The following is a 25,291-nucleotide window of genomic DNA, read 5'->3' as shown; positions in this document are numbered from 1 at the left end:
TGTCCCCATGCGTCTGACCGCCGTCCGCGCCCCGAAGCGCGACCCCCTGCTGCAGATGGTCAAGACCGCGCTCGCCACGATCCTCGCGTGGGTCGTGTCGGCCCTGCTGATCCCGGACGGGCCGCCGCCGGTCTTCGCCGCGATCGCCGCGATGCTCGTGGTGCAGCCGAGCCTCAACCAGTCCCTGGCCAAGGGGGTCGAGCGCAGCCTCGGCGTGCTGGCCGGGGTCCTGCTCGCCACCGGCCTCGGCATCGCCTTCGGCGACGCATCGTGGGTGGTCCTGGTCGCCGTGACGGCCGCGCTGGTGATGTCCTGGGCGCTGCGCCTCACGACGGGGTCGGCCAACCAGATCGCCATCAGCGCCCTGCTCGTCCTCGCGCTGGGCTCGTCCACGCCCGACTACGCCCTGATCCGGGTGGTCGAGACGGGCATCGGCGCGGTCGTCGGCATCGTCGTCCACCTCCTCCTCGTCCCGCCGGTCACGCTCGCGCCCGCCCGGACGGCCCTCGAGGAGCTGGGGGAGGAGACCGCCCAGGCCATCGAACGACTGGCGGACGCGCTGGTCTCGCGCAAGACCCGGCCCGGCCGGCTGCTCCTGCTCGCGGACGCCCGGCGGCTCCACCCCCTTCGCGACGGCGCCCTGACGGCCCTGGACGACGCCGAGGACTCCTTGCGTCTCAACCCTCGTGCGAGCCGGTACGAGGACGAGCTGGCGGCGATGCGCGAGAGCCTGGTGCTCCTGACGAGGGTCGGGACCCAGGTCCGGGGGATGACCCGGGCCTTCATCGACCACTACGACGACGAGGTGCGGGAGGAACCGATCGTCGCGGGCATCGCCGAGGAGCTGCTCCGTGCCGCTCATGACACCCGCCTGCGGCTGCGCCTGGCACTGCCCGTGCCGGGCGCCGAGCACCTCGAGGACACGGCCCCGGCGCTCACGGAGCCGCTCGACGTCAGCGCGCCCCACGGGATGAGGTGGATCCTCATCGGCTCGCTCATGGAGGACCTGCGCCGCATCCGCCACGAGCTCGGGGCCCAGGCGTCCTGAGGGCGGGTCAGGCGTCGTCTACCGCGCGGCGCAGCTGCTCGAGCGTCGGCGCACCGGCGAGACCGTCCGGCGTGGCGAAGAGTCGGCAGGTGAGCCCGACGGGATCTTCCGCGCCGGCGAAGGGGTCCTGACCGTCGATGAGGATGCTGGGGGACCCGTGGAAGCCGAGGCGTTCCGCCTCCTCCTGGGTCTCGACCCGGGCGTACGACAGCGTGACGTCGGGCCGCTCGGTGGCGATGAGCCGCAGGCGCTCGTCCACCAGTCGCCAGCTGGGGCAGTCGTCGAAGTAGAGCAGTCGCACGTCCATCGCCTACAGGCTAGTGGGCAGGACTAGCCTCGCTGGGCATGGACATGATGACGGGGGAGCAGATCGCCGCGGCCGGTCTCGGCGACTGGCGCAAGCTGGCGCAGGGGTTGCACGCCCGCTACCGGGTGGCGGACTTCGCGGCCGGCGCCCGGCTCGTGTCGGCGGTGGGGCAGGCAGGCGACGAGGTCGGGCACCATCCGCGCGTCTCGCTCAGCCACGGGTGCGTCGACCTCGAGCTCGTCACCGACGATGCCGTCTACCGGGACGACCACGGCATCGAGCACGTCGTCGAGTGGGTCACCCGGCTGGACGTCGACCTCGCCCGTCGGGTCAGCGAGATCGCTGCCGAGCAGGGAGCGGTGCCCGACCCAGCGTCGGTCAGCGAGGTCGAGCTCGGCCTGGACACCACGGCGTCCGGGAAGGTCGCGCCCGTGTGGGCGGCCCTGCTGACCGGCGACGCCGGCGCCCAGGGCTGGGGGACACCCGGCGACGAGATCCGGGACCTCACGGGACGGGTGCCCAACCTCTGGTTCGACGACCTCGACGAGGATGCGCCGCCTCGCCAGCGTTTCCACGTCGAGGTGTACGTCGCGCCCGAGGTCGTCGAGCAGCGGGTCGCCGCGGCACTGGCCGCGGGCGGGACGCTCGTCGACGACAGCAGTGCGCCCGGGCTCGTCGTCATCGCCGACCAGGACGGCAACCGCGGGGTCGTCTGTGCTGACACCTCGGCGACTGCCTGAGGGGCCGATCGGGGGGCCATGGCGGTGGTGCGGTCGCACCAAGATGACATAATGTGGATTATCGGCGTTGCGGGCGGCGGCGCAGTCAGGGGCTGGTGAAACCCAGGGACCGCTGTGCACCCTTGTCGAAGCTGGCCACCGACGCGCAGCCTGCGGCGCGGCCGGTCTCCGCGATGATCGCGTCCGGCAGGTCGGCGCCGTCGGCTGCCAGCGTCAGTGCGCGAAGGACGATGGCGCGGTCCTGTGTGACGATGCACGCGTTGCCCACGAGCTCCCCGAGGACGTCGACGACGGCCTCCGGCTTCTGCCTGTAGGCGCTCCGCAGGACCCAGTACGTCTCCACGAGCACGACCGTCGACAGGTAGCCGGGGCTCGTCGGCGACAGCTGCGCCATGAGCGAGTCGGCCCTGGCGGCCTGGCGGGGTTCGTCCTGGACGAGGAACCTGACGAGCACGTTGGTGTCGAGCCCGATCACGAGTCCTCCGTGGCGCCGGCCGCGATCGCGTCGTCCATCGTCTCGAGCGACACCGCGGGCCCGACGTGCCGCAGACGACCCCTCAGGCCCTTGAGGGACGGCTGGGTCGTGCTGAGCACGAAGTCGCCATCGGCATTGCGGGTGAACGTGACCTTGGTGCCGGGCGTGAGGCCCAGCTGCTCCCTCACGTCCTTGGGGATGGTGATCTGACCCTTGCTCGTCATGGTTCCTGTCGACATCCGTACCTCCTTACGCAAGGGTAAGGACGGGTGGGCGACAGCACAAGGGGTGGTGTCGGCGGTGGAGAGACGACCACCTGGGGTGGCATCGTCATCTCCTCCCCCGCCACGAGCTCAGGCCGGCGGGGCGAAGAGCTCCAGCGCGATGTTGTCGGGATCGCGGAAGGAGATGCCGGACCCGTAGGACGCGTCCCGGATGCCACCGTGGGCGATGCCGAGCTCGTCGAGCCTCTTCACCCACGGCTCGAGCTCGCTGCGCTCGATCGCGAAGGCGATGTGGTCCAGCCCCGTCTGCCTCTCGTCGAAAGCGCCCGCCGCGGACGAACCCGTGTGGGTGTGGACGCCGAAGAGCGTCCCGCCACCGAGGGCGAAGACGGCGTGGTGGAAGGCACCGGACTCCTCGTCCTCGTCGAGGACGGGGTCGGCGCCGAAGAGCTGCGTGTACCAGCGCGTGCTGGCGTCCAGGTCGGTCACGGTGATCGCGACGTGGGTCAGGGCGGGGAAGGGCATGGCGGGACCTCCGAGAGCACCAGGTCGGGTCCGTGCTGCGAGGGGTCGGGCAGGCGGACGCCGGCGACGACTGGCTGGGGTCAAGCATTCTCCCGTGCCGGCGCGGGCACAAGGCCTGGCTGTCCCGGACGTCCGTCAGTACCCGTCGGGGCAGAAGTCGACCTGTGTCGGTGGCGCCAGCGCCTCCTTGGAGACGACCCGTCGCGCGGCCGTGTACAGGTCCATCACGGCGCCGGAGTCCTGGGCCTGGCCCTGTGTGACGGCGGTGAGGATGGCTGCCGCCTCGGCCTCCATCGTGCGTCCGTGGCGCTGCGCCAGCTCGGTCAGCCTGGACTCGACGCGGGAGTCGAGGTCGCGGATCTCGAATGCCATCTGGATCACATCCCTTCGTCGAACAAACTACTCGGTGACGGTGCCCCTGTCGTCCCCTTCCGCAGCGGGTCGCAACCAGCTCAGGGGACGTCGAAGACCGACCAGCAGATGTCGTTGCGGCGGGCCTGGTCCTCGAGCACCAGCTCGCGCACCTGCTCCGGGAGCCGGTCCCGCTGCCAGGCAGACTCGACCCGGCGAGCGGACTCCCCCATGCCGCGGGGGGCAGAGGCCACGGCGGCCTTGATCGCGTACGCGGCCGCCCCGAGGTCGTGCTCGGCCACGTGCCCGACGCAGGCGGCCTGGCCGGCGGCGTAGGCGGCGAAGCGCGGCGCCCCGACGAGCTCGCGCGCCGCGCCCATGGCGTGCCCGCCGAGGGCCCGGGCGTCCATCATCCGCAGCTCACCGGCGGCCCACGCCCGGGCGGCGGCGATGGCCTCGCGAGGGCGCGGGTCGTCGGGGCGTCCGGAGTCGAAGAGGGCCGCGACGTGCTCCGCGCAGTCCGCGGCCCACAGCGCCAGCAGCCGGTGGTCGGCGCCGGTGAGCGTCCCGCCGCGCCGGATCGTGACCAGGCGCGGGTCGCGCACCGAGGACAGGATCATCTCGCCAGACTAGGCCGGTGCCGGCTCGTGGTGACTCAGCGTCGATCGCGCACCAACCGAGCGACCTCGACCTCGTACCGACTCGACGCCCCACCCGGGGTCCGGAAGAAGCGGCGACGCAGGCTCCCTTCGACCCGTACGCGAGTGCCGTCCGCCAGACGCAGGGCCGCTCGTCGCGCGCCCGCCGACCAGCAGGCGCAGTCGATCGTGTCGACCGGGTGCCCCTCTCCCCTGGCGACGACGACCCGCAGGGTGACCAGCTCGTCACCGCTCGGCATCTCCCGCACCGTCGGTTCGCCGCTGACCCGGCCGGTGAGCTCCACGTGGTTGACCTCGTCCATGCACCCAGCGTGGTCGCGTCCGAGGCAAGCCCGGCGGGCGTGGTCTCCCCTGTGGACGGCCTACGCCTCAGGCCCGGGTCTGTGGAGGGTCAGAGAGTCGACCCCAACCTCTCGGGAGCCCGACGCGTCTGCTCCGGCATGGAGGTCTCGGCGCACCATCCTCGGCGCCGGGGCCGCACCCCGGCCCGCAGCTGGGTCGCGAGCGACGCGGACGGCGTCGTCCTCTGAAGCCACCGGAGCCGCCGTGTCGCGCCGGGTCACGTCACGCAGCGCCTCGCCGGGGCATGCTGGACGTGCACCGTCACCCACCTGACCCAGGAGCCCCGACGTGACGCAGTCCCCCGCTGTTCTCACCACCCCGCCGATCCGAGCCGGCCGATGAGCACGCCCGAGCACCGCTGGCCCGCGGGCGCCGTCGTCACCGGGGCGGGTCGCGGCCTGGGTCGGCAGATCTCTGCGCTGCTCGTGAGGCGCGGCTACCAGGTCCTCGTCGCCGATGTGGACGAGGACGCGGCGAAGGGGGCAGCCGCCGAGCTCGGCGAGCGCGCCGAGGCCATGGTCGTCGACGTCCGGGACGAGGCCGCGGTCCTTGCCGCCCGAGACAGGGTGGTGGAGTGGGCCGGGCGCCTGGACGTCTGGGTCAACAACGCCGGGGTCCTCGTCACCGGTCCGGTCTGGGAGCACGACGAGCAGCAGCGTCGTCGGGTGCTCGAGGTCAACGCGCTCGGCACGATCAACGGCACGCTGGCCGCCGTCGAGGCCATGCGTGCTACCGGGGGTGGCCACGTCATCAACATCGCCTCGTTGGCTGGTCTGAGCGCCGTCCCGGGCGAAGGGGTCTACGCCGCCTCCAAGCATGCCGTCATGGGCTTCAGCCTGAGCGCCGTGGCCGACCTGCGCGCCGCGAAGATCAAGGACATCCACATCTCCTGCGTCTGCCCGGACGGCATCTGGACGCCGATGCTGCACGACCGGCTCGACGACCCGGGGGCCGCGCTCTCCTTCTCCGGCAGGCTCCTGCAGCCGGAGGAGGTCGTCGAGGCGGTCGACGAGCTCCTCGACAAGCCGAGGCTCGTCACCGCCGTCCCCGGCTGGCGCGGCACGGTGTGCCGCGTGGGGGACGTCTTCCCGGCGTTGGGCCTGGCCGGCCTGCCGGTCATGACCGCCCGGGGCCGCAGGGTGCAGCGGAAGCTGCTCAGGAAGCGGCGCTGACGCCCTCGACGTAGGCCCTCAGGTGCTTGGCGGTGAGGGTCTCCCCCTTCGCCACGAGGTCGGCTGGGGTGCCCTCGAAGACCACCTCGCCCCCCTCGTGGCCGGCGCCGGGACCGAGGTCGATGATCCAGTCGGCGTGGGCCATGACGGCCTGGTGGTGCTCGATGACGATGACCGACCTGCCCTGCTCGACGAGGCGGTCCAGCAGGGCGAGGAGGTTGTCGACGTCGGCCAGGTGCAGGCCGGTGGTCGGCTCGTCCAGGACATACACGTCGCCCTGCTCCCCCATGTGGACGGCGAGCTTGAGCCGCTGGCGCTCGCCGCCCGACAGCGCCGTGAGCGGCTGACCGAGGGTGAGGTAGCCCAGACCCACGTCGACAAGGCGCGTGAGGACCTTGTGCGCGGCCGGCAGGCTCGCCGGGCCCTCCTTGGCGAAGAAGGTCTGGGCCTCGCTCATCGACATCTCGAGGACGTCCGCGATGTTCTTGCCTGCGAGCTCGTACTCGAGGACCGCGTCCTGGAAGCGTCGCCCCTCGCAGTCCTCGCAGGGCGACTCGACGGTCGCCATGACGCCGAGCTCGGTGAAGATGACGCCAGCGCCATTGCACGTCGGGCAGGCGCCCTCGGAGTTGGAGCTGAAGAGGGCGGGCTTGACGCCGTTCGCCTTCGCGAAGGCCTTGCGGACGGGCTCGAGCAGGCCCGTGTACGTCGCGGGGTTGCTGCGACGTGAGCCCTTGATCGCGGCCTGGTCGACGATGACGACGTCGTCGCGGTGGTCGAGGGCACCGTGGACGAGCGAGCTCTTGCCCGAGCCGGCCACCCCGGTCACCACGACGAGCCCGCCGAGGGGGATGTCGACGTCGAGGTCCTTGAGGTTGTGGGTGTCCGCACCGCGGATCTCCAGAGTCCCCGTGGCCGGACGGACGTGCTCCTTGAGCGCTACCCGGTGGTCCAGGTGCCGCCCGGTCAGGGTGTCGCTGGCCCGCAGCTCCTCGACGGTCCCCTCGAAGACGATCTCGCCGCCGTGCGTCCCCGCCAAGGGTCCGAGGTCGACCGCGTGGTCGGCGATGGCGATGGTCTCCGGCTTGTGCTCGACGACCAGGACGGTGTTGCCCTTGTCGCGCAGACGCAGGAGCAGGTCGTTCATCCGGTCGATGTCGTGCGGGTGCAGCCCGATCGTCGGCTCGTCGAAGACGTAGGTGACGTCGGTGAGCGAGGAACCGAGGTGGCGGATCATCTTGGCCCGCTGCGCCTCGCCGCCGGACAGGGTGCCGGCCGGTCGGTCGAGGGAGAGGTACCCGAGGCCGATCTCGGTGAAGGAGTCCAGCAGGTGCTGCAGGCCGTCGAGCAACGGCGCGAAGCCGGGCTCGTCGAGCTCGCGCACCCACGTCGCCAGGTCGTCGATCTGCATCGCGCACAGGTCCGCGATGCTCTTGCCCCTGATCCTCGAGGAGCGCGCCTCGGCCGTCAGGCGCGTGCCCTCGCACTCCGGGCAGGTCTGGAAGGTCACCGCCCGCTCGACGAAGCGCCGCACGTGCGGCTGCATGGCCTCCGGGTCCTTGGACAGCATCGACTTCTGGATCCTCGGGATCATCCCCTCGAAGGTGAGGTTGACCCCTTCGACCTTGATCTTCGTCGGCTCGCTGTAGAGCATCGTCTCGAGCTGCTTCTGGGTGAACCTCGCGATCGGCGTGTCCATCGGCAGGCCCATGCCCTCGAAGAGCCGGCCGTACCAGCCGTCCATCGAGTAGCCGGGGACGGTGAGCGCACCGTCCCGCAGTGACCTGGTCTCGTCGTAGAGGGCAGTGCGGTCGATGTCACTGACCTGCCCCATGCCCTCGCAGTGCGGGCACATGCCGCCGAGGTAGACGGCCTGCTTGACCGTCTTGCGCTCGGTGTGGCCGGACTTCTCCGTCGTCATCGAGCCGCTCGCCCGGCGGGTGGGGACGTTGAAGGAGAAGGCCGTCGGCGGTCCGACGTGCGGGTCGCCGAGGCGGGAGAAGAGGATGCGCAGCATCGCGTTGGCGTCCGTCGCCGTGCCCACGGTGGAGCGCGGGTTGGCACCCATGCGCTCCTGGTCGACGATGATCGCCGTCGTCAGGCCCTCGAGGTGGTCGACGTCGGGCCTCGCGAGGGAGGGCATGAAGCCCTGCAGGAAGGCGCTGTACGTCTCGTCGATGAGCCGTCGCGACTCCGCGGCGATCGTGCCGAAGACGAGCGAGCTCTTGCCCGACCCGGAGACGCCGGTGAAGACGGTCAGGCGCCGCTTGGGCAGGTCGACGCTGATGTCCTTGAGGTTGTTCTCCCTCGCCCCCTGCACGCGGATGAGGTCGTGGCTGTCGGCGTCGTGCGGCATCGGCGCTCCAGTGGGTGGTCGGGAGGGACCCGTCGATCCAAGCAGATAACGGCACATGCTGAGGATCAGCCGGCGGTGATCAGGCGCGCGGCGGCCCTGAGGTGCGGCCCCAGGACGCGCTCGTCGAGCGCGCGGAAGGAGACCACGCCCACGGACGCCTCGAAGACGTCCCCCGGCGAGCGCTCCAGCGCGAGCGCCAGGCCGTGCGCGCCCGACTGCAGCTCGCTGATCGAGGAGACAACGCGCGGCCCGTGCTCGCGGGCGACGATGATGGCCCGCCCGGCGGCCCCCTTCGTCAACGCGTGCCGGGCGCCGGTGCGGTAGGCCATGTGGAAGTCGGTGGCGGTCGGCTCCACGACGACGAGCGCCACCGCGTCGTCGCCCTCGGCCACCGTGAGGTGCGCCGTGGCCCGGGCGACGTCGGCGAGCGCCGCGAGCACGGGACGGGCCCGCTCACGCAGCGCGGGCACGACGGCGCCCGCGAGCCGCTGGACCCCGAGGCCGAGCCGCACCCGTCCCTCGTCGCGGGTGACGAGTCGGTGCTCCTCGAGGGTCGCGACGAGGCGGTAGACGACGGGCCGGCCGACGCCCAACGCGTCGGCGAGGCCGCTCATCGTCACGCCGTCGCTGCGCTCGTCCCGGGCGAGCAGCTCGAGGATGCGCAGGCCCCGGTCGAGGGTCTGCGAGCCGTCCGTGCTCACGGTGCGTGCTCCGGCGCCACGTGGTGCCTCATGTGCCATGTACCCCTTGCGTACGATTATCGGACGTCGGTGTACCGGCAGCATGTCACCCCGCCCTAGGGTGGCGCCATGACCACGTGGCTCGACATCCCGGCCGATCACCCCTTCGGCATCGACACGCTCCCCTACGGCGTCTTCTCCACCGGCTCGGACCCGCGCGTCGGGGTGCGGGTCGGCGACCTCGTCCTCGACCTCGCGGCGGTCGACCCCGAGCACGAGCGGGTCTGGGCCGCAGCATCGCTCAACCCCCTGCTCGCCCTCGGCCGCCCGGCGTGGACGGCTGCGCGTGCCCGCGTCGTCGAGCTGCTCACCGACGAGGCGCACCGCGAGGTGGTCACCCCGCACCTCGTCCCGCTCGCCCAGGTGACCATGCACCTGCCCGTCGAGGTCGCCGACTACGTCGACTTCTACGCCAGCGAGCACCACGCGAGCAATGTCGGTCAGATCTTCCGCCCCGACAACGCCGCGCTCCCACCGAGCTGGAAGCACCTGCCCATCGGCTACCACGGCCGCGCGGGGACGGTTGTCGTCGACGGCACCGATGTCGTACGACCGACCGGCCAGCGCAAGGGCCCCCAGGACCCGACGCCCGTCTTCGGCCCGAGCGTGCGCCTCGACATCGAGGCCGAGCTGGGCTATGTCGTCGGCGGTGCCACGCAGCTCGGCTCGCGCGTGTCCGTCGACGAGGCGCCCGACCACCTCTTCGGCGTCGTCATCCTCAACGACTGGAGCGCCCGCGACATCCAGGCGTGGGAGTACGTGCCGCTCGGGCCCTTCCTCGGCAAGTCCTTCGCCACGTCCATCTCGGCCTGGGTGACCCCGCTGGAGGCCTTCGACCTCGCCCGCACCCGGCTGCCGGGCCAGGAAGCGGTACCGGTCCTGCCGTACCTGCGCGGCGACGCGTGGGGCCTCGACATCCACCTCGAGGTGCGGCTCAACGGCCACGTCGTCGCCACCCCGCACAACAGCGACATGTACTGGTCGCCCGCGCAGATGCTCGCGCACCTCACGGCGGGCGGCGCGAGCCTGCGCGACGGCGACCTCTTCGGGTCCGGCACGATCAGCGGTCCGACGAAGGGAGAGCGCGGCTCCCTCCTCGAGCTCGCCTGGGGCGGCACCGAGCCGATCACGCTCCCGGACGGCAGCACGCGCACCTTCCTCGAGGACGGCGACACCGTGACGATGACCGGCTGGGCGCCGGGCCCGCGGGGCGCCCGGATCGGCCTCGGGGAGGTCTCGGGCACCATCCGTCCCGCCCGCTGAGGCGACGCTCCTCCCCTTCGTCGCGGGGACGTAACCTGACGCGGTGCAGTGCTCCCACTTCGACGCTGGTGAGTGCCGCTCGTGCACCCTCATGGGGGTGCCCTACGGGCAGCAGGTCGCCGACCTGGACGTGGAGGTCCGCCGGCTGCTGTCGACGTCCGTCCCGGCCGAGGTGTGGGACTCCCCCTTCGTCGGTCCCGAGTCCGGCTTCCGCAACAAGGCCAAGCTGGCCGTCGGTGGGACGAAGGGGGAGCCGACCTTCGGCATCCTCGACGCCGCGATGCGGGGCGTGGACCTGCGGGACTGCGGCCTGTACGAACCGGTCCTGGCCGCCGCCCTGCCCCCGCTCGTCGGCGCCGTGGCAGCGCTGGGCCTGGTGCCCTACGACGTGCGGGCACGCTCCGGCGAGCTGAAGCACCTCATCGTCACCTCGAGCCCCGACGGTGAGCTCATGCTGCGGTTCGTCCTGCGCTCGCCCGGCCAGCTACCCCGGATCACCGGCGGCCTCGACGACCTGCGGGCCGCGGTCCCCGGCCTGCGGGTCGTGTCCGTCAACCTCCAGCCGGAGCACAAGGCGGTGCTCGAGGGCGAGGAGGAGATCCTCCTGACCCCGGCCGAGACGCTCCCGATGCGCCTGGACGACATCACCTTCCACCTGCGACCACGCAGCTTCTTCCAGACCAACACCACGGTGGCCGCGGGGCTCTACCGGCAGGTGGGTGAGTGGATTGCCGAGATCGACCCGGCGAGCGTGCTCGACCTGTACTGCGGGGTCGGCGGGTTCGCCCTGACCGCGGCCACGACGCAGGGGGCACGCACGCGTCGTGTCGACGGGGTCGAGGTCGCTCCCGACGCGGTGGCCAGTGCTCGCCGGTCGGCCGCCGAGCTCGGCGTCGAGGCCCGCTTCGAGGTCGGCGACGCGCGGGTCCTGGAGGCGCCCGACCACGAGCTCGTGGTCGTCAACCCACCTCGTCGCGGGATCGGCTCCGCTCTGTGCGCGGCCCTCGAGGTGTCCTCACCCGCGCACGTCATCTACTCCAGCTGCAATGCCACGAGCCTGGCCCGCGACCTCGCAGCCCTCCCCGGGTACCGGGTCGTGCGGGCACGCCTGTTCGACATGTTCCCGCAGACCCGGCACCACGAGGTGGCGGTCCTGCTCAGGCGCCGGCGGGCGGCGGGTAGTTGAAGAGCGTCGCCTTGTCGACGGTCGTGGCGTAGAAGGGCTGCCACCTGCTGGTCACGCGCTTCATGCGCGGGTTGGGGATGCCGGGGTTCCACCCCTGGGGGTGGACGATCGTCCGCGGGGTGGCGAAGAGGTCGACACCCGTGGAGCCGATGACGTTGGCGCCAGCTGTGCCTCCGGACAGGCGCATCTCCTGCCGCACGAGGATCCCCTTCGTCCCGGCCGGGATCGGGACGCGCGGGTACATGCCCGACCACCAGAAGTGCAGGGCGTCGGCCTTGCCCCTCAGCCCGGACAGGGGCATCGAGTAGGTGGCGGTCCGGTCCTTGCGGGCAGTGCCCGTCGTGGCACCGGACTGGAAGTCGCCGGTGTAGTAGGCGCCCTCCATCCGCGAGGCCGTCGCCTTGGCGCGCGTCCACTTCTTCCCGTCGAAGAAGTAGACACGCGGGTTGCGCGCCACCAGGCGCGCGCTGTAGTTCGTCGTGCGGCTCGTCGCGAAGACCTGGCCCCACACGTTGATGGCCTTGTAGTTGCGGAACGAGGTGCTGGCGACGGAGGCCTTCGCGTCGGAGGCGGTCCGCCACGAGTAGCCGTAAGGGACACCACGGGGGATGGCGTCGTGCCGGCCGTAGGCGTCGCTGGCGACGAGCTGGGCGGTGGTCGTCGTCGACGACCCGGAGGTCATCGACGGGGTGGAGGCGCCCGCGGCGGCAGAGCCACCGGCGAGGAACGCCACGATCAGGGAGGAGGTGATAGCGGTACGCACGGGGCACAAGGTTGAGGTCTCGCACGAGGCGCTGCAAATCGTGGCTCAGCACATCAACTGCTACAAGAGCGGGGTCGGTCCCTCACGAATCTTCGAGAGGAGGCGGATTCGCTTGCAGCGTGGGCAGATCCAGAGTCGTGGCGTAGAAGGTCTGCCACGTAGCTGTGACCCACTTCATACGGGCGTTGGGGATCCCGGGGTTCCATCCCCGGGGGTCGACGATCGTCCGTGGTGTCGCGAAGAGGTCAGCGCCCGTGCTGCCGATGACGCCGGCACCCGCGGTGTCACCGGTCAGGCGCATCTCCTGCCGCACGAGGATCCCCCGCGTGCCCTCAGGGATCTGCGTCCGCGGGAAGTCGCCCTCCCACCAGAAGTGCAGGACGTCAGGCGACCCGTCCAGCCCCGACAGGGGCATCGACCACGTGCCAGGGGCGTCGGCTCGCGCCGTGCCCGCCACGGGCTCGGAGCGGAAGTCGCCCGCGTAGTAGCCGCCCTCCACCCGGTCGGCCACGAGGTCGGCCTCGACCCAGGCGCCACCGGTGAATCACCACACCCTCGGCGCCCGAACCTCCAGCCGGGCGTCATAGGAGGTCGTGCTCCCGGTGGTGAAGACCTGACCCCAGACGTTGAGCGCGCGGTAGTCGCGGAACCCCGTGCTCGCGGTGCCCGGATCGGTGTCCGCGCCCTCTCGCCACGAGTAGCCGAAGGGGACGCCGCGAGGCGTCGCGTCGTGGGCTCCGTACACGTCCCGGGCGACGACCCCGGCCAGCCGGGCGGGGGTCTGCGACGTGAGCCCAACGGTCGAGGACGCGGGGTTGCCCGGCCCCGACCCTGTGCCGACGGCGAGAGCGACGCCGACGAGGAGGAGGCACGACACCACGACCACGACGAGGGTGCGCACACCCACGAGCCTAGCCACCGGCCACGCGGACGTGACCCCGGCGGTCAGGCCGTTGCGCTGCCGGCGACCAACGCGACGATGAACCCGAAGTAGCAGAGCAGGAGGAGGATCAACCCGACGAACAGCACCGTGCCGACGATCCCGAGGATCTTGCCGATGTGGGCATGGTCCCGGTTGCTCCAGCCGCCCTGCGGGTCCGCGTCGATCTCGCGCAGCGCCGTCGAGCCCAGGATCCACGCGACGACGCCCAGGCCGGGGAGCACCGACAGACCGAGGATGCCCAGGACCAGCGCCGCGGTGGCGCCCCCGTGCGTGCGCGTCGCCGCCCACGGCGGTGTCGGGGGCAGCGGCGTGGGGTACGGGCTCGGATCGGTCATGGTGCGGCCAGCGTAGGACCGGGCGACGCGCCAGCACACGGGGAGGACTCCCCTTCGTCCGGGAGGTCGCTAGGTTGTGAGCGCGGTCACCCCCGCCGACCACCCCACAGGAGACCCATGCGCGCCCTCGTCAAGCCCCGCCCCGGCCCCGGACTCGAGCTCATCGACGTCCCCGAGCCCCACGCCGGTCCCGGTGAGGTGCGCATCCGCGTCCTGCGCGCCGGTCTGTGCGGCACCGACCTGCACCTCCACGGCTGGGACGACTGGGCGGCCGGCGCCGTGCCGCGCACGCCGCAGGTCATCGGCCACGAGTTCTACGGCGAGGTCGACGAGGTCGGCGACGGCGTGGTCGACGTGCGGCTCGGTGACCGCGTCTCCGGCGAGGGGCACCTCGTCTGCGGCACCTGCCGCAACTGCCGCGCGGGGCGCAGGCACCTGTGCATCAACACGATCGGCATCGGGGTCAACCGGGACGGCGCCTTCGCCGACCACGTCGTCATCCCGTCGGGCAACGCCTGGGTCCACCCCGACGACATCGACCCGGACCTCGGCGCCGTCTTCGACCCGCTGGGCAACGCCGTCCACACGGCCCTGTCCTTCCCTCTCGTCGGCGAGGACGTCGTCATCACCGGCGCCGGCCCCATCGGCGTCATGGCGACGGCAATCGCCCGGCACGTCGGCGCCCGGTACATCGCGGTCACCGACCTGTCCGACACCCGCCTGGAGCTGGCGAAGGGGGCCGGCGCCGACCTGCTCGTCAACGCGACCCGATCCGACCTCGGCGCCGCGATGCGCGAGCTCGGGATGAAGGAGGGCTTCGACGTCGGCCTCGAGGTGTCCGGCGCTCCCCCGGCCGTGTCCGACATGCTCGACCACCTCAACCACGGCGGCCGCATCGCCATGCTCGGGCTGCCCAAGGACCCCTACCCCGTCGACTGGGGCAAGGTGATCACCCACATGATCACCATCAAGGGGATCTACGGCCGGGAGATGTACGACACCTGGTACACGATGAGCGCGATGCTCTCGACCTCCCCGACCCTGCGGGCGGCCATCTCGTCCGTCATCACTCACCGCTTCCCCGCGGAGCGGTGGGAGGACGCCTTCACGACCGCCGCCTCGGGTGAGTGCGGCAAGGTCATCATGGATTGGAGCTGACGATGTACGCCTTCAAGGACGAGCTGACCGCCACCCTGCGGCAGATCCGCGCCGACGGGTTGTGGAAGGACGAGCGTCGGCTGACGAGCGCGCAGGACGCGCACATCACGACGACGAAGACGTCGGCGATCAACTTCTGCGCCAACAACTACCTCGGTCTCGCCGACCACCCCGAGGTGCGGGCCGCGGCCGCCGCCGCGCTCGACGACTGGGGCTTCGGGATGGCCAGCGTGCGGTTCATCTGCGGGACGCAGGAGCTGCACAAGCAGCTCGAGGGCGCCCTGTCGCAGTGGTTCGGGACCGAGGACACGATCCTCTACTCCAGCTGCTTCGACGCCAACGGCGGCGTCTTCGAGGTGCTCTTCGGCGAGGGTGACGCGATCATCTCGGACGCTCTCAACCACGCCTCGCTGATCGACGGCATCCGGCTCAGCAAGGCCGCCCGCTACCGGTACGCCAATGCGGACATGGACGACCTGCGGGCCCAGCTCGAGGCGGCGAAGGGGGCCCGGCGCACCGTCGTCGTCACGGACGGCGTCTTCTCGATGGACGGCTACCTCGCCCCGCTGGAGCAGATCTGCGACCTCGCCGAGGAGTACGGCGCGATGGTCCTCGTCGACGACTCCCATGCCGTGGGGTTCATCGGGGACGGGGGCGGGGGCACGCCCGAGGCGTGCGGTGTCGCCGACCGGGTCGACCTGCTCACCGGGACGCTCGGCAAGGCGCTCGGCGGGGCGAGCGGCGGCTACGTCAGCGGGCCGGCCGAGGTCGTCGCCCTGCTGCGGCAGCGCTCCCGGCCGTATCTCTTCTCCAACGCCGTCGCCCCCGTCGTCGCGGCCGGCTCGCTGCGGGCCGTCGAGATCGCCAGGGAGTCCCACGAGGGACGAGCCGTCCTGCGGCGCAACACCCTGATGTTCCGCGAGCTCATGACGGAGGAGGGCTTCGACCTGCTGCCGGGGCAGCACCCCATCACCCCGGTGATGTTCCCGGGCGAGGACGGCGCCCGGCAGGCGGCGCAGATCGCCGACGCGATGCTCGGGCACGGCGTCTACGTCATCGCCTTCTCGTACCCCGTCGTGCCGAGGGGGCAGGCACGCATCCGGGTGCAGCTCTCCGCAGCCCACACCGAGGCGGACGTGCGCGCCTGCGTAGCAGCGTTCGTCGCGGCGCGGGACGAGGTCACCGCGCTCGCCCGTGGCCGGCGTGCCCGTCGTGGGTCCGACCGGACCGACCCGACCAAGGAGACCTGACATGGTGGACACCACGACCCAGATCGGCGCGGTGGACCGCGCTCTCGAGATGCTCGAGGTCGACGGCGCACCTGCGCGTGCGCAGTCACTGACCCAGTCCTACCCCTCCCCCATCGACGACGTGTGGGACGCGGTGACGACCGCCGAGCGGATCGCCCGGTGGTTCCTGCCGGTGAGCGGCGACCTGCGCCTCGGAGGTCGGTACCAGCTGCAGGGCAACGCCGGCGGCGAGGTGCTCGAGTGCCGACCGCCGGCCGACGGGACGGCCGGGTACCGCGTGACCTGGGAGATGATGGGCGCGGTGTCCTGGCTCGAGGTGGTCCTCGTCGCCGAGGGCGAGTCGACCCGCCTGCGCCTCGTGCACGTCGCCCGCGTGGAGGACGTGCCCGAGGGGATGTGGGAGACCTACGGCCCCGGGGCCACGGGCGTCGGCTGGGACGGCGGTCTCCTCGGGCTGTCCCTCCATCTCGGCGCCGTCGAGGGCGCGCTCCGTCCCGAGGAGGCCGAGGCCTGGGCAGCCACCGGTGAGGGCCGGGCCTTCTACCGCGGCGCGGCAGATGCCTGGGGCGGCGCGCAGGTCGCCGCAGGCGCGGATCCCGTGGCCGCTGCGGCCGCGGCGGACGAGACCTACCGCTTCTACACCGGGCAGGGATGAGACCCGGTCACTCGAAGGGGGTGGGGTCACCCGCCCCGTAGCGCGCGATCTCGGCCTCCCCCGAGGACAGGTCGACGACGGTCGTCGGCTCGGTCGTGACCTCACCCGCGTCGATGACGATGTCGACCTGGTGGTCGAGCGCCTCCTTGACGTCCCAGCCGAAGGTCGGGGTGCGCTCCTCACCCGGCAGGAGCAGCGTCGACGTGAGCATCGGGTCGCCGAGTCCCGCGAGCAGCGCGAGGGTGAGCGGGTGGTCCGGGATGCGCACGCCGACGGTCTTCTTCTTCGCGTGCAGCAGCCGCCGCGGGACCTCTTTGGTCGCCGGCAGGATGAACGTGTACGGACCGGGCGTCGCGGCCTTGACCGCCCGGAAGACGGCGTTGTCGACGTGGACGAGCTGGCCCAGCTGGGCGAAGTCGGCGCAGAGCAGGGTGTAGTGGTGCCGCTCGTCCAGGCGCCGGATGTCCCGGATGCGGTCCTTGATCTCCTGGTCGTCCAACCGGCCGCCCAGGGCATATCCGGAGTCGGTCGGGAAGGCGACGAGCGCGCCCTGCCTGAGGCGCTCGACGACCTGCCCGACGGTGCGGGGCTGGGGGTTGTCGGGGTGCACTTCCACGAAGCTGGCCATGCCCCCACCCTAGGATCCCTCGTGCCGGCACGGGAGGTGCGGTGACCCGTCCGTCCGCTCAGGAGGGGCCGGCACCCAGGTCGGCCGCGATGGAGGCCGCGAGCGCCCTGGCGGTGCGGCCGACCCCAATCAGGGTCGCCGAGGCCGGCCCGGTCCAGTCCCCGTAGCCGACGAAGCACACCCGGCGGTCCTTCACGGAGCGTTGGTCGACGACCTCGGGGACGCCCTGGGAGGTGCGCAGCCGCAGGGAACGCAGGTGACGCAGCGCCGGCCGGTACCCGGTGCACCAGATGATCGCGTCGAGGGGGAGCACCTCGCGGCCGATGACAGCACCTGCGGGCAGCAGCCGGTCGAACATCGGGCGCAGCCGCAGCGCCCCCTCGGCCCGTGCCTCGCGCACCCGCGGCAGCGCGACGATCTCCCCGACGAAGGCGTCCTCCTGCTCCCGGGCCGTGCCGGTCCCGATGCGCGCAGTGGCCCGGTCGAAGAGGTGCCGTCCGTCGACCTCGTCCGGCAGGAACCGCAGCCGACGGATGGAGACGAGCGAGACGCGCTCGACGGAGCCCACGAGGTCGGCGACCACCTGCACCCCCGAGTTGCCCCCGCCGACGACGGCCACGCGCTGCCCGGCGAAGTCCTCGGGACCGCGGTAGTGCGCGCTGTGCAGCTGGCGTCCGGCGAAGGTCTCGGCACCCTCGACGAGCGGGACGAAGGGGGCGGCCCAGGTCCCGGTCGCGTTGACGACGAAGCGCGCCCTCAGGTCGCCCCGGTCGGTGAGGAGCCGCAGGGCGGTCCCGTCCGGGCGCACCTCCCGCACCGAGACCGGACGCTCGACGGCCAGGTCGTAGCGCTGCTCGTAGCGGCGGAGGTAGTCGATGACGTGGTCGACCGGCGGGAAGGTGTCCGGGTGCGGCGGCATCGGCCACCCGGGCAGGGAGGAGTATGCCGCGGGCGAGAAGAGCCGCAGCGAGGGCCAGGTCGACTGCCACGCTCCCCCGGGTTGGGGCTGCCCGTCGAGGACGAGATGGTCGATGCCCAGGCGACGCAGGTGGTAGGCCGTGGCCAGCCCTGCCTGTCCCCCACCGACCACGGCGACGTCGACCTCACGCATGAGCGCTCAGGCGTCCTCGGCGGACATCTCGATGGGCGTGCCGAGCTGGACCGTGCGGGAGACGGTGCACAGCCGGTCACGGGACTGGACGACCGAGCGGGGGAAGGCGGCGCGGGCGGCGTCGCCCCCTTCGCCCTCGGGGAACCCGATGCGGAAGGTGACCTCGAGATCGCTCATGTGGTTGCCGCGCTCAGGCGTCGAGACCTTGTCGCCCTCCGCGACGACGACGAAGGAGTCGGGCTCGGCGCGACGCGAGGTGATGTGGTCGACGTCGACGGCACTGCAGCCGGCGATGGCCGCGAGGAGCAGCTCGACCGGCGTGAAGTCGTCGGTGCTGCCGTCACCGATGGTGATCGTCCCACCGCGGACGTTGCCGATCTCGTAGCGCCCGAGCGCCAGCCGCGTCAGCTCGGCGCTGCGGTGGCCCGGTCCGGTGCCGCCGGTGGTCTCTTCGTCCGTCATGCCTGCCTCCGTGTGGGTCGGTCGGGTCCGGTGCGCGCGGTCCCGGACCGATCCTCGCAGACGCGGCCTTGGCTAGTCTGACGACCATGGCAACCGCTCCCGGTCGACTCGTCCTCCTGCGCCACGGCGAGACCGACTGGAGCCGCGACGGGCGCCACACCGGGTGGACCGACCTCCCCCTCACCGACGTCGGTCGCGAGCAGGCGTCCGCGGCGGCCGGACGCCTCGAGGAGCTCGGGGTGGCGCCGGTCCTCACCCTCACCTCCGACTTGGCCCGGGCCAAGGACACCGCGCGGCTCGCGGGACTGGTCGCCGAGGTCGACCGCGACCTGCGCGAGTGGGACTACGGCGGGTACGAAGGGAGGTCGACCGCCGAGATCCGTCAGGAGAGCGGGACCGACTGGGACGTCTTCCGTGACGGGGTGGTGCCAGGGGCAACCCCGGGCGAGACCGTCGAGGAGGTGGCGGCGCGCGCCTCCCGGGTGGTCGCCCGGGTGAGGGCGCGGCTGGCCGAGGGGGATGTCGTGCTCGTCGGGCACGGGCACACCTCCCGCATCCTGGCGACGGTGTGGCTGCGGGCCTCGCCGCACCTGGCGGCGCAGCTGACCCTCGACGCAGCGCGCCTGTCGGTCCTCGGCCACCACCGCGAGGACCCGTGCATCCTCAGCTGGAACGCCTGAGCCGGCTCAGGGCAGCGGCCAGGTGTGCACCGGGTCGTTGCGGTGCATGTGCTCGGTGTACAGACCGGTCATCCCGGCGAGCGCCTCCGCCCGGTCCAGACCGCCCTCCTCGAGGCGACGGACGCACTCGGTCTGCCACACCGCACCGTTGACGCCGCTGGTGCACCGACCCTCGATGACGCCGAGGTAGCGGCTGATGACCCTGTCGGAGACGCCCCAGTCCTCGAGACCGCGCCGGGCCAGCGGGATCAGGTGCCGCAGGACGAGCTCGTCGGCGCCGAGCTCGCCGAGGCCCGGCCAGTAGAGGCGGGACCCCAGGCCGTCGCGGGCGGCCGCCTCGAAGTTGGCCTGTGCGGCCGGGAAGGACATCCGGGTCCAGATCGGACGGTCCTCGGCGGCGAGGGTGCGCACGCAGCCGTAGTAGAAGGCGGCGTTGGCGAGCGTGTCGATGATGGACGGCCCGGCGGGCAGCACGCGGTTCTCGACCCGCACGTGGGGGCGGCCGTCACCGGGGTCGTAGATGGGGCGGTTCCAGCGGTAGACCGTGCCGTTGTGGAGGTTGAGCTCGCTGAGCTGCGGCGTGCCGCCGGCGTCGAGGACCGCGACCGGGTCCTCTTCGCTCGTCTCGGCGAGGAGCGCCGGGAAGTAGCGCACGTTCTCCTCGAAGAGGTCGAAGATCGAGGTGATCCAGCGTTCGCCGAAGAAGACCCGCGGGCGCACCCCTTGGTTCTTCAGCTCGATGGGCCGGGTGTCCGTCGCCTGCGAGAAGAGGGCGATCCTCGTCTCCGCGTGCAGGCGCCGCCCGAAGAAGAAGGGCGAGTTGGCCGCGAGCGCGATCTGCGGCGCCGAGATCACCTGGGCGGCGTTCCAGTGGTCGGCGAACTGGCCGGGGCCGACCTGGAGGTGCAGCTGGACCGAGGTGCACGCCGACTCGGGCGCGATCGACGCGGCGAAGGTGTGCAGCTGCTCCCCCGTCGGCCCCTCGATGTCGAGGACGATGTCCTCGCCCCGGGCGACGAAGATGGAGTCGTTGAGCGCCGTGTAGCGGTTGTTGGCGCTGATCCACTCACCGGCGAAGTGCTCCGGGCGGATCGTCGGCAGGATGCCGATGGGGATGATCCGGGCCCCGGCCTCGCGTGCCTTGCCCTCGGCGCGGTTGAGCGAGGTCCGCAGGTCCCCCTCGAGCTGCAGCGCGGCGTCCCCCGGCAGGGGCCGCGGCGCGACGTTGAGCTCGATGTTGAACTGGGCCAGCTCGGTCTGGTACTCGGGGTCGGCGATCGCCCGGAGCACCTCCTTGTTGACGAAGGCGGGCTGCTGCTCATCGTCGATGAGGTTGAGCTCGATCTCCAGGCCGGTGAGCGGCACGTCCTCGTCGAAGGCGCGCTCCTTGAGCATCCGCTCGAAGACGTCGAGGTTCTGGCGCACCTTCTCGCGGTAGCGCTGACGTTCTTCGCGGGAGTAGCTCTGCGCGGCGACTTCCTTGCCCATGGGCACACCCTGTCAGACCGCCGGACGATCCGGGAGTCCCGTGCGTCGGGCGAAGGGGGTGTCGCGCCGCCGCGTTGTCGGTGCCCGCTCGTAGCGTGGGGGCCATGAAGCTGCTGCACACCTCCGACTGGCACCTGGGCCGCTCCTTCCACGGAGTGGGGCTCCTCGGAGCCCAGGCGGAGTACGTGGACCACCTCGTCGAGGTCGTGCGGTCGGAGGGGGTCGCCGCCGTGCTGGTCTCGGGCGACGTCTACGACCGGGCCCTGCCCTCCCCCGACGCGGTGGCGCTGCTCTCCGACGCGGTCACCCGGGTCATCGACGCCGGGGCGCAGGTCGTGCTCTCCAGCGGAAACCACGACTCCGCGATCCGGCTCGGCTTCGCCTCCGACCTGCTCTCCCGGGCCGGACTGCACATCCGCTGCGAGGTCTCCTCCGTCGGACGACCCGTGCTCCTCGACGACGCCGCGGTCTACCCGCTCCCCTACCTCGAGCCGGCGGCCGCCACGGTGACCGACGAGCTGGGTGTCGAGCGGCGCACGCACGAGGCCGTCCTCGGCGCCGCGATGGAGCGGGTCCGTGCCGACGCCGCAGCGCGGGGCCCGCGCACCGTCGTCATGGCGCACTGCTTCGCCGGTGGCGGCCTCACGAGTGACTCCGAGCGCGACATCACGACCGGTGGCGTCTCGATGGTGCCCGCCGAGGTGTTCGACGGCGTCGCCTACGCGGCCCTGGGGCACCTCCACCGCCCTCAGCAGGTCGCGCCGACGGTGCGGTACAGCGGCTCCCCGGTCGCGATGTCCTTCAGCGAGGCCGGCCACCGCAAGGGCTCCTTGCTCGTCGACCTGGCAGAGGACGGCTCCGTCCACGTGGAGCAGGTCATGGCGCCCGTCCACCGCGAGCTCGCGGTGCTGCGGGGTGACCTGGCGGACCTGCTCGGCTCGCGGGCCCACGAGGCCGCCGAGTCCGCCTGGGTCCAGGCCACCCTCACCGACCCCGTGCGTCCCGTGGGCGCCCTCGACCGGCTTCGGGAGCGCTTCCCGCACCTGCTGCAGCTGCGCTTCGACCCCGTGGGCGCCGCCACACCGGTGCGGACCTACGCCTCGCGGGTCGAGCGTCGGGCGCCGATCGACGTCTGCTGCGACTTCGTCGCCGACGTGCGCCGCGGCCACGAGCCCGAGCAGGCGGAGCGCGACCTCCTCACCGCGGCCCTCGAGGCCGGCCGGCGCCGGCAGGACGTCGCCGAGGACCTCGGCCGCACGCGTCGACGGGGCGCGGCATGAGGTTGCACCGCCTGACGGCCACGGCCTTCGGTCCCTTCGCCGACGACGTCGACCTCGACCTGGACCACCTGGGGTCGGCCGGCCTCTTCCTCATCCACGGTCCGACGGGGTCCGGCAAGACGAGCCTGCTCGACGCGATCTGCTACGCCCTCTACGCCAACGTGCCGGGCGACCGGATGACCGCCACGCTGCGCAGCCAGCATGCGGCCGACGACGTGCGCACCCGCGTGCGCCTTGAGCTGACGCTCGGTGGGCGACGCCTGCGGGTCACCCGGCATCCCGCTCACGAGCGTCCCAAGCGTCGCGGCTCGGGCACGACGACGGACCAGGCCAGGGTCGAGCTCGAGGAGCGATCGGGTGGGCGCTGGGAGACCGTCAGCACGCGCATCGACGAGTCCGCGCAGGTGCTCGACGACCTCCTCGGGATGGGGCTCGACCAGTTCCGCCGGGTCGTCCTGCTCCCCCAGGGCGACTTCGCCGCCTTCCTCCGGGCGACCGACGAGGAGCGCCGGGAGGTCCTCGAGCGGCTCTTCGACATCACCGCCTACACCGGCGTGGAGTCGCACCTCGTGGAGCGACGCCAGCGCGCCGAGGCCGCGGTGAGCCAGGGCCGAGCGCGTCTCGCCGGGCACGTCGGCCACCTCGTGGACCATCTCACCGGCCTCGACGTCGAGCTGGCTGCCGTCGATCGCCCTTGGTCCGAGCTGACCCCTTCGGCACTCGACCCCGCGCTCACCGAGGTCGCCACGGCCCTGTCGACCCACGCGGGCGAGGTGCTGGCGGACGTGGACGCCTCCCGGTCCGCCGACACGACAGCGCGCTCGGCTCTCGACGAGGGGCGGCGCGTCGATGCGCTGCGGCGGCGCGGGCGTCGGGCCGCAGCGGCCGTCGAGGCCCTCGAGGGCGGGTCTGTCGACCACTTCGCACGGCGGGAGCTGCTGGCCGCAGCGCGGTCCGCCGCGCTCGTCATGCCGCACGTCGAGGCGCACGCCCGTGCCCGGCGCGCGCTGGAGGCCGCCGCGCAGGACGTCGCGGCCGCCACCGCAGCCGTGCCCGCCGGTGCGCGGGGGCTCGACGCGCAGGACTGCCGTGATGCGGCCGAGGCCCACGGCGCGTGCCTCGACCGGGCGGTGCACGAGGCCGAGTCGCTCGCCCGCCTGCGCGACGAGGCCGCCGGCCTCGACCGCCGGCTGGAGCGCCACGTCGCGCTCGACGAGCAGCGTGCGGAGGAGCTCGCGCGTGCTCGCGCCGAGGCCGTCCGGGTGGAGGCGCTCGCCACGGGTGTCGATCGTGCCCGCACCACGCTGGGCCGGGTCGCCCCCCGCCTGCAGCAACTCCAGCGCCTTCAGCAGGCGCTCGCGCGCGAGTCGGTCCTGACCCGCGAGCTCAGGGACGCGACCGACCTGGCCCAGGACGAGCGCGAGATCGCCCAGGACCGTCGCGACGAGGTGCAGGCCCTCGTCACCGCACGGCTGGACAACATGGCCGGCGAGCTGGCCGGACGACTCCGGGCGGGTGAGGAGTGCGCCGTCTGCGGATCCCTGGAGCACCCGCGCCCGGCACGCTCCGCCCGCGTCGTCACGCCCGAGGAGATCGAGGTGGCCCAGCAGGTGGCCGAGCTGGCCCGGGCCCGCCTCGAGAGGGTGCAGTCCGACCGGGCCGAGCTCGCGACCCGGGTGGAGATCGTGCAGGCAGAGGTCGTCGAGCTGGCCGACGCGGTCGCCGCCGACGCAGAGGAGGCCGGCGAGGCAACCCCGGCCACCACCGATCTGGCCGACCTCGTGGCCGCGCTGACCGTCGAGCGCGATGCCCTCCACGGCGTCATCGCCCTCGCCGAGGAGGTCGATGACGCCGCCGACAGGAGCGAGACCGCGGTCAAGGCCGCCGAGCACGCCGTCGCGGCGGCGGAGCAGGCCCGGGGCTCGCTGGTCTCCCGCCGGGACGCCATCGCCGAGCAGCTCGCCGCGGGCTGCGAGCGGATCCGCGAGCTGCTCACCGCGGACGCCGACGGCTGCCCCTGTGCCCTCGTCGAGCTGGAAGCCGAGGACCCGGCGACGGACGACCCGACGACGGACGACCCGACGACCGAGCGCGAGATCGGGGTCCGGGTGAGGCACCACGCGGACGTGGTGGGGTCGGTCCACCGGCTCGCCGACGTGAGCCGGGCCCACGCGCTCCGCCAGGACGCCCTGGCCGAGGCGGCCGAGCTGCTCGCGGCCGCGCTCACGGAGCAGGCGTTCGACGACATCGACGCGGCGCTCGCCGCTGCCCTCCCCCGCGACGAGCTGGCGATCCTGGAGCATCGTGTCGCGGAGCACGAGCAGCGGTTGGCCACGGAGCGCGGGGTGCTCGAGGACGAGGACGTCGTCGCCGCACTCGCCGACGACGAGCCCGACCTGGAGTCCCTGGAGGTCGCCTCCCGCACCGCCCGCCAGGTGGCCGACGCGGCCGCACGCCGCCAGGCGACGTGGGAGGCGACCACGCGTCGCTTCGACCGGCTGGCCCAGGTCATCCGCGACGAGTGCGCCGCGCTCGGCCCCTCCATCGAGGAGGCGGCCCTCGTGCGCCGCATGGCCGACCTCGTGACCGGCACGAGCAGCGACAACGACAAGCGGATGCGCCTGTCGACCTACGTGCTCGCGGCCCGCCTCGAGCGCATCGCCGAGCTGGCCAACGAGCGCCTGGCCGTCATGGCCGATGGCCGGTACGAGCTCGTCCACGACGACGCCTCGGCCCGCGGCCAGCGCCGCGGAGGGCTCGGTCTGCTCGTCCGGGACCTGTGGACCGGCCGTGAACGCCCTACGAGCACCCTCTCGGGCGGGGAGTCCTTCACGACCTCGCTCGCCCTCGCCCTCGGTCTGGCCGACGCGATCCGCGAGGAGTCGGGCGGGCAGGAGTTCGGCACGCTCTTCGTCGACGAAGGCTTCGGCAGCCTCGACCAGGACTCGCTCGAGCAGGTCCTCGACGTCCTCGACCGACTCCGCGACGGTGGTCGTGCCGTCGGCGTCGTGAGCCACGTCGGTGAGATGCGCTCCCGCATCGCCACCCGGGTACGGGTCGACAAGACCGCTCACGGCTCGAGCATCAGCGTCGAGGGCGTGCCTGCCGCCGACGTCGCCTGACGACCGGGTCGAGGTGTGAACGACCGGA

29 protein-coding genes are annotated in these 25,291 nt (G+C 72.5%); 12 read left to right on the top strand and 17 right to left on the bottom strand.

Going from position 1 to position 25,291, the window contains the following annotated elements; all coding sequences use genetic code 11:
• The first annotated feature begins 7 nt into the window (after nucleotides 1–7).
• Entirely contained in the window at nucleotides 8–1,048 is a 1,041-nt protein-coding gene (locus ABC138_RS05160; protein WP_068324212.1) for an FUSC family protein, read from the top strand.
• A gap of 7 nt (nucleotides 1,049–1,055) precedes the next feature.
• Here the strand turns inward: ABC138_RS05160 and ABC138_RS05155 are convergent, their stop codons facing one another.
• Nucleotides 1,056–1,355, bottom strand: a complete 300-nt coding sequence (locus ABC138_RS05155) for an alkylmercury lyase (RefSeq protein ID WP_068324215.1) — start codon at nucleotides 1,353–1,355, stop codon at nucleotides 1,056–1,058.
• 38 nt (nucleotides 1,356–1,393) lie between these two features.
• On the opposite strand from ABC138_RS05155, the gene ABC138_RS05150 reads away from it, so the two are divergent.
• Entirely contained in the window at nucleotides 1,394–2,095 is a 702-nt protein-coding gene (locus ABC138_RS05150; RefSeq protein ID WP_345912921.1) for a VOC family protein, read from the top strand.
• An 85-nt stretch (nucleotides 2,096–2,180) separates the two neighbouring features.
• On the opposite strand, the gene ABC138_RS05145 is transcribed toward ABC138_RS05150, so the two are convergent.
• The 6 genes from ABC138_RS05145 to ABC138_RS05120 all read right to left on the bottom strand — a co-directional run bounded on the left by ABC138_RS05145 (nucleotide 2,181) and on the right by ABC138_RS05120 (nucleotide 4,631).
• Nucleotides 2,181–2,570 (bottom strand): type II toxin-antitoxin system VapC family toxin, encoded by a 390-nt coding sequence (locus tag ABC138_RS05145; protein WP_345912920.1) that lies wholly within the window; start codon nucleotides 2,568–2,570, stop codon nucleotides 2,181–2,183.
• Nucleotides 2,567–2,809 (bottom strand): AbrB/MazE/SpoVT family DNA-binding domain-containing protein, encoded by a 243-nt coding sequence (locus ABC138_RS05140; protein ID WP_068324221.1) that lies wholly within the window; start codon nucleotides 2,807–2,809, stop codon nucleotides 2,567–2,569. Before ABC138_RS05140 ends, ABC138_RS05145 begins: the two co-directional genes overlap by 4 nt.
• A 114-nt stretch (nucleotides 2,810–2,923) precedes the next feature.
• A complete protein-coding gene (locus ABC138_RS05135; RefSeq protein ID WP_068324224.1) occupies nucleotides 2,924–3,319 on the bottom strand; it encodes a VOC family protein in 396 nt (131 codons plus the stop codon).
• Nucleotides 3,320–3,454: 135 nt separating this feature from the next.
• Entirely contained in the window at nucleotides 3,455–3,691 is a 237-nt protein-coding gene (locus tag ABC138_RS05130) for a hypothetical protein (protein WP_169701860.1), read from the bottom strand.
• Nucleotides 3,692–3,771: 80 nt separating this feature from the next.
• Nucleotides 3,772–4,290 (bottom strand): putative immunity protein, encoded by a 519-nt coding sequence (locus ABC138_RS05125; RefSeq protein ID WP_338538120.1) that lies wholly within the window; start codon nucleotides 4,288–4,290, stop codon nucleotides 3,772–3,774.
• A 35-nt stretch (nucleotides 4,291–4,325) separates the two neighbouring features.
• Nucleotides 4,326–4,631 carry a single-stranded DNA-binding protein gene (locus tag ABC138_RS05120; RefSeq protein WP_338538121.1) on the bottom strand — a complete coding sequence of 102 codons (306 nt, stop codon included), beginning with the start codon at nucleotides 4,629–4,631 and terminating at the stop codon, nucleotides 4,326–4,328.
• Nucleotides 4,632–4,712: 81 nt separating this feature from the next.
• Between ABC138_RS05120 and ABC138_RS05115 the strand changes: the two genes are divergently transcribed.
• Both ABC138_RS05115 and ABC138_RS05110 read left to right on the top strand, forming a co-directional pair.
• Nucleotides 4,713–4,859: a hypothetical protein gene (locus ABC138_RS05115; protein WP_338538122.1), complete on the top strand. Its 147-nt coding sequence runs from the start codon at nucleotides 4,713–4,715 to the stop codon at nucleotides 4,857–4,859.
• Nucleotides 4,860–5,009: 150 nt separating this feature from the next.
• On the top strand, nucleotides 5,010–5,843 hold the full coding sequence (locus ABC138_RS05110) for an SDR family oxidoreductase (protein ID WP_338538123.1): 834 nt from the start codon (nucleotides 5,010–5,012) through the stop codon (nucleotides 5,841–5,843).
• On the opposite strand, the gene ABC138_RS05105 is transcribed toward ABC138_RS05110, so the two are convergent.
• Both ABC138_RS05105 and ABC138_RS05100 read right to left on the bottom strand, forming a co-directional pair.
• Nucleotides 5,827–8,199, bottom strand: coding sequence for an excinuclease ABC subunit UvrA (locus ABC138_RS05105; protein WP_345912919.1), 2,373 nt, complete (start codon nucleotides 8,197–8,199; stop codon nucleotides 5,827–5,829). The two genes, ABC138_RS05110 and ABC138_RS05105, sit on opposite strands and share 17 nt — an antisense overlap.
• Nucleotides 8,200–8,264: 65 nt before the next feature.
• Entirely contained in the window at nucleotides 8,265–8,900 is a 636-nt protein-coding gene (locus ABC138_RS05100) for a helix-turn-helix domain-containing protein (RefSeq protein WP_345912918.1), read from the bottom strand.
• A 108-nt stretch (nucleotides 8,901–9,008) separates the two neighbouring features.
• On the opposite strand from ABC138_RS05100, the gene fahA reads away from it, so the two are divergent.
• Nucleotides 9,009–10,202, top strand: a complete 1,194-nt coding sequence (gene fahA / locus ABC138_RS05095; protein ID WP_345912917.1) for a fumarylacetoacetase — start codon at nucleotides 9,009–9,011, stop codon at nucleotides 10,200–10,202.
• Between the two features lie 43 nt (nucleotides 10,203–10,245).
• The gene (locus ABC138_RS05090; RefSeq protein WP_345912916.1) at nucleotides 10,246–11,388 is read left to right on the top strand and encodes a methyltransferase domain-containing protein; all 1,143 of its coding nucleotides are present in this window, start codon (nucleotides 10,246–10,248) and stop codon (nucleotides 11,386–11,388) included.
• On the opposite strand, the gene ABC138_RS05085 is transcribed toward ABC138_RS05090, so the two are convergent.
• The 4 genes from ABC138_RS05085 to ABC138_RS05070 form a co-directional block, all read right to left on the bottom strand.
• Entirely contained in the window at nucleotides 11,360–12,151 is a 792-nt protein-coding gene (locus ABC138_RS05085) for a hypothetical protein (RefSeq protein ID WP_345912915.1), read from the bottom strand. The two genes, ABC138_RS05090 and ABC138_RS05085, sit on opposite strands and share 29 nt — an antisense overlap.
• A gap of 82 nt (nucleotides 12,152–12,233) precedes the next feature.
• Nucleotides 12,234–12,662, bottom strand: a complete 429-nt coding sequence (locus tag ABC138_RS05080) for a hypothetical protein (RefSeq protein WP_345912914.1) — start codon at nucleotides 12,660–12,662, stop codon at nucleotides 12,234–12,236.
• Between the two features lie 33 nt (nucleotides 12,663–12,695).
• Nucleotides 12,696–13,052, bottom strand: a complete 357-nt coding sequence (locus ABC138_RS05075; RefSeq protein WP_345912913.1) for a hypothetical protein — start codon at nucleotides 13,050–13,052, stop codon at nucleotides 12,696–12,698.
• A gap of 44 nt (nucleotides 13,053–13,096) precedes the next feature.
• Nucleotides 13,097–13,429: a DUF4190 domain-containing protein gene (locus ABC138_RS05070; RefSeq protein WP_170307467.1), complete on the bottom strand. Its 333-nt coding sequence runs from the start codon at nucleotides 13,427–13,429 to the stop codon at nucleotides 13,097–13,099.
• Between the two features lie 117 nt (nucleotides 13,430–13,546).
• Between ABC138_RS05070 and tdh the strand changes: the two genes are divergently transcribed.
• From tdh to ABC138_RS05055, 3 genes are read left to right on the top strand one after another with little or no spacing between them, the layout of a single operon-like run.
• Nucleotides 13,547–14,587, top strand: coding sequence for an L-threonine 3-dehydrogenase (tdh, locus tag ABC138_RS05065; protein WP_068324270.1), 1,041 nt, complete (start codon nucleotides 13,547–13,549; stop codon nucleotides 14,585–14,587).
• 2 nt (nucleotides 14,588–14,589) lie between these two features.
• The gene (locus tag ABC138_RS05060; protein WP_345912939.1) at nucleotides 14,590–15,837 is read left to right on the top strand and encodes a glycine C-acetyltransferase; all 1,248 of its coding nucleotides are present in this window, start codon (nucleotides 14,590–14,592) and stop codon (nucleotides 15,835–15,837) included.
• A gap of 1 nt (nucleotide 15,838) precedes the next feature.
• Nucleotides 15,839–16,492 carry an SRPBCC domain-containing protein gene (locus tag ABC138_RS05055; RefSeq protein ID WP_345912912.1) on the top strand — a complete coding sequence of 218 codons (654 nt, stop codon included), beginning with the start codon at nucleotides 15,839–15,841 and terminating at the stop codon, nucleotides 16,490–16,492.
• A 7-nt stretch (nucleotides 16,493–16,499) separates the two neighbouring features.
• Here the strand turns inward: ABC138_RS05055 and ABC138_RS05050 are convergent, their stop codons facing one another.
• From ABC138_RS05050 to ABC138_RS05040, 3 genes are read right to left on the bottom strand one after another with little or no spacing between them, the layout of a single operon-like run.
• Nucleotides 16,500–17,120, bottom strand: a complete 621-nt coding sequence (locus ABC138_RS05050; protein WP_345912911.1) for an L-threonylcarbamoyladenylate synthase — start codon at nucleotides 17,118–17,120, stop codon at nucleotides 16,500–16,502.
• Nucleotides 17,121–17,178: 58 nt separating this feature from the next.
• Nucleotides 17,179–18,231, bottom strand: coding sequence for an ArsO family NAD(P)H-dependent flavin-containing monooxygenase (locus ABC138_RS05045; protein WP_068421563.1), 1,053 nt, complete (start codon nucleotides 18,229–18,231; stop codon nucleotides 17,179–17,181).
• A 6-nt stretch (nucleotides 18,232–18,237) separates the two neighbouring features.
• Nucleotides 18,238–18,693: an OsmC family protein gene (locus tag ABC138_RS05040; protein ID WP_345912910.1), complete on the bottom strand. Its 456-nt coding sequence runs from the start codon at nucleotides 18,691–18,693 to the stop codon at nucleotides 18,238–18,240.
• A gap of 86 nt (nucleotides 18,694–18,779) precedes the next feature.
• Here ABC138_RS05040 and ABC138_RS05035 point away from each other — a divergent pair, with 86 nt between their 5' ends.
• Nucleotides 18,780–19,373 (top strand): histidine phosphatase family protein, encoded by a 594-nt coding sequence (locus ABC138_RS05035; protein ID WP_345912909.1) that lies wholly within the window; start codon nucleotides 18,780–18,782, stop codon nucleotides 19,371–19,373.
• Between the two features lie 6 nt (nucleotides 19,374–19,379).
• Here the strand turns inward: ABC138_RS05035 and ABC138_RS05030 are convergent, their stop codons facing one another.
• Nucleotides 19,380–20,861, bottom strand: a complete 1,482-nt coding sequence (locus ABC138_RS05030; RefSeq protein ID WP_345912908.1) for a glutamate--cysteine ligase — start codon at nucleotides 20,859–20,861, stop codon at nucleotides 19,380–19,382.
• Between the two features lie 104 nt (nucleotides 20,862–20,965).
• On the opposite strand from ABC138_RS05030, the gene ABC138_RS05025 reads away from it, so the two are divergent.
• Together ABC138_RS05025 and ABC138_RS05020 are read left to right on the top strand one after the other, a co-directional pair.
• Complete coding sequence (locus tag ABC138_RS05025) at nucleotides 20,966–22,141, top strand: exonuclease SbcCD subunit D (protein ID WP_068421571.1); 1,176 nt, start codon at nucleotides 20,966–20,968, stop codon at nucleotides 22,139–22,141.
• Nucleotides 22,138–25,263, top strand: coding sequence for an SMC family ATPase (locus ABC138_RS05020; protein WP_345912907.1), 3,126 nt, complete (start codon nucleotides 22,138–22,140; stop codon nucleotides 25,261–25,263). The genes ABC138_RS05025 and ABC138_RS05020 overlap by 4 nt, the downstream gene beginning before the upstream one ends.
• The last annotated feature ends 28 nt before the right edge of the window (nucleotides 25,264–25,291 follow it).

Origin of the sequence: Janibacter sp. LM, from assembly GCF_039631275.1 — a bacterium.
Classification (GTDB): domain Bacteria; phylum Actinomycetota; class Actinomycetes; order Actinomycetales; family Dermatophilaceae; genus Janibacter; species Janibacter terrae.
Note: the sequence above shows the minus strand (reverse complement) of the source record. Positions and strands in the feature narration are given on the sequence as shown.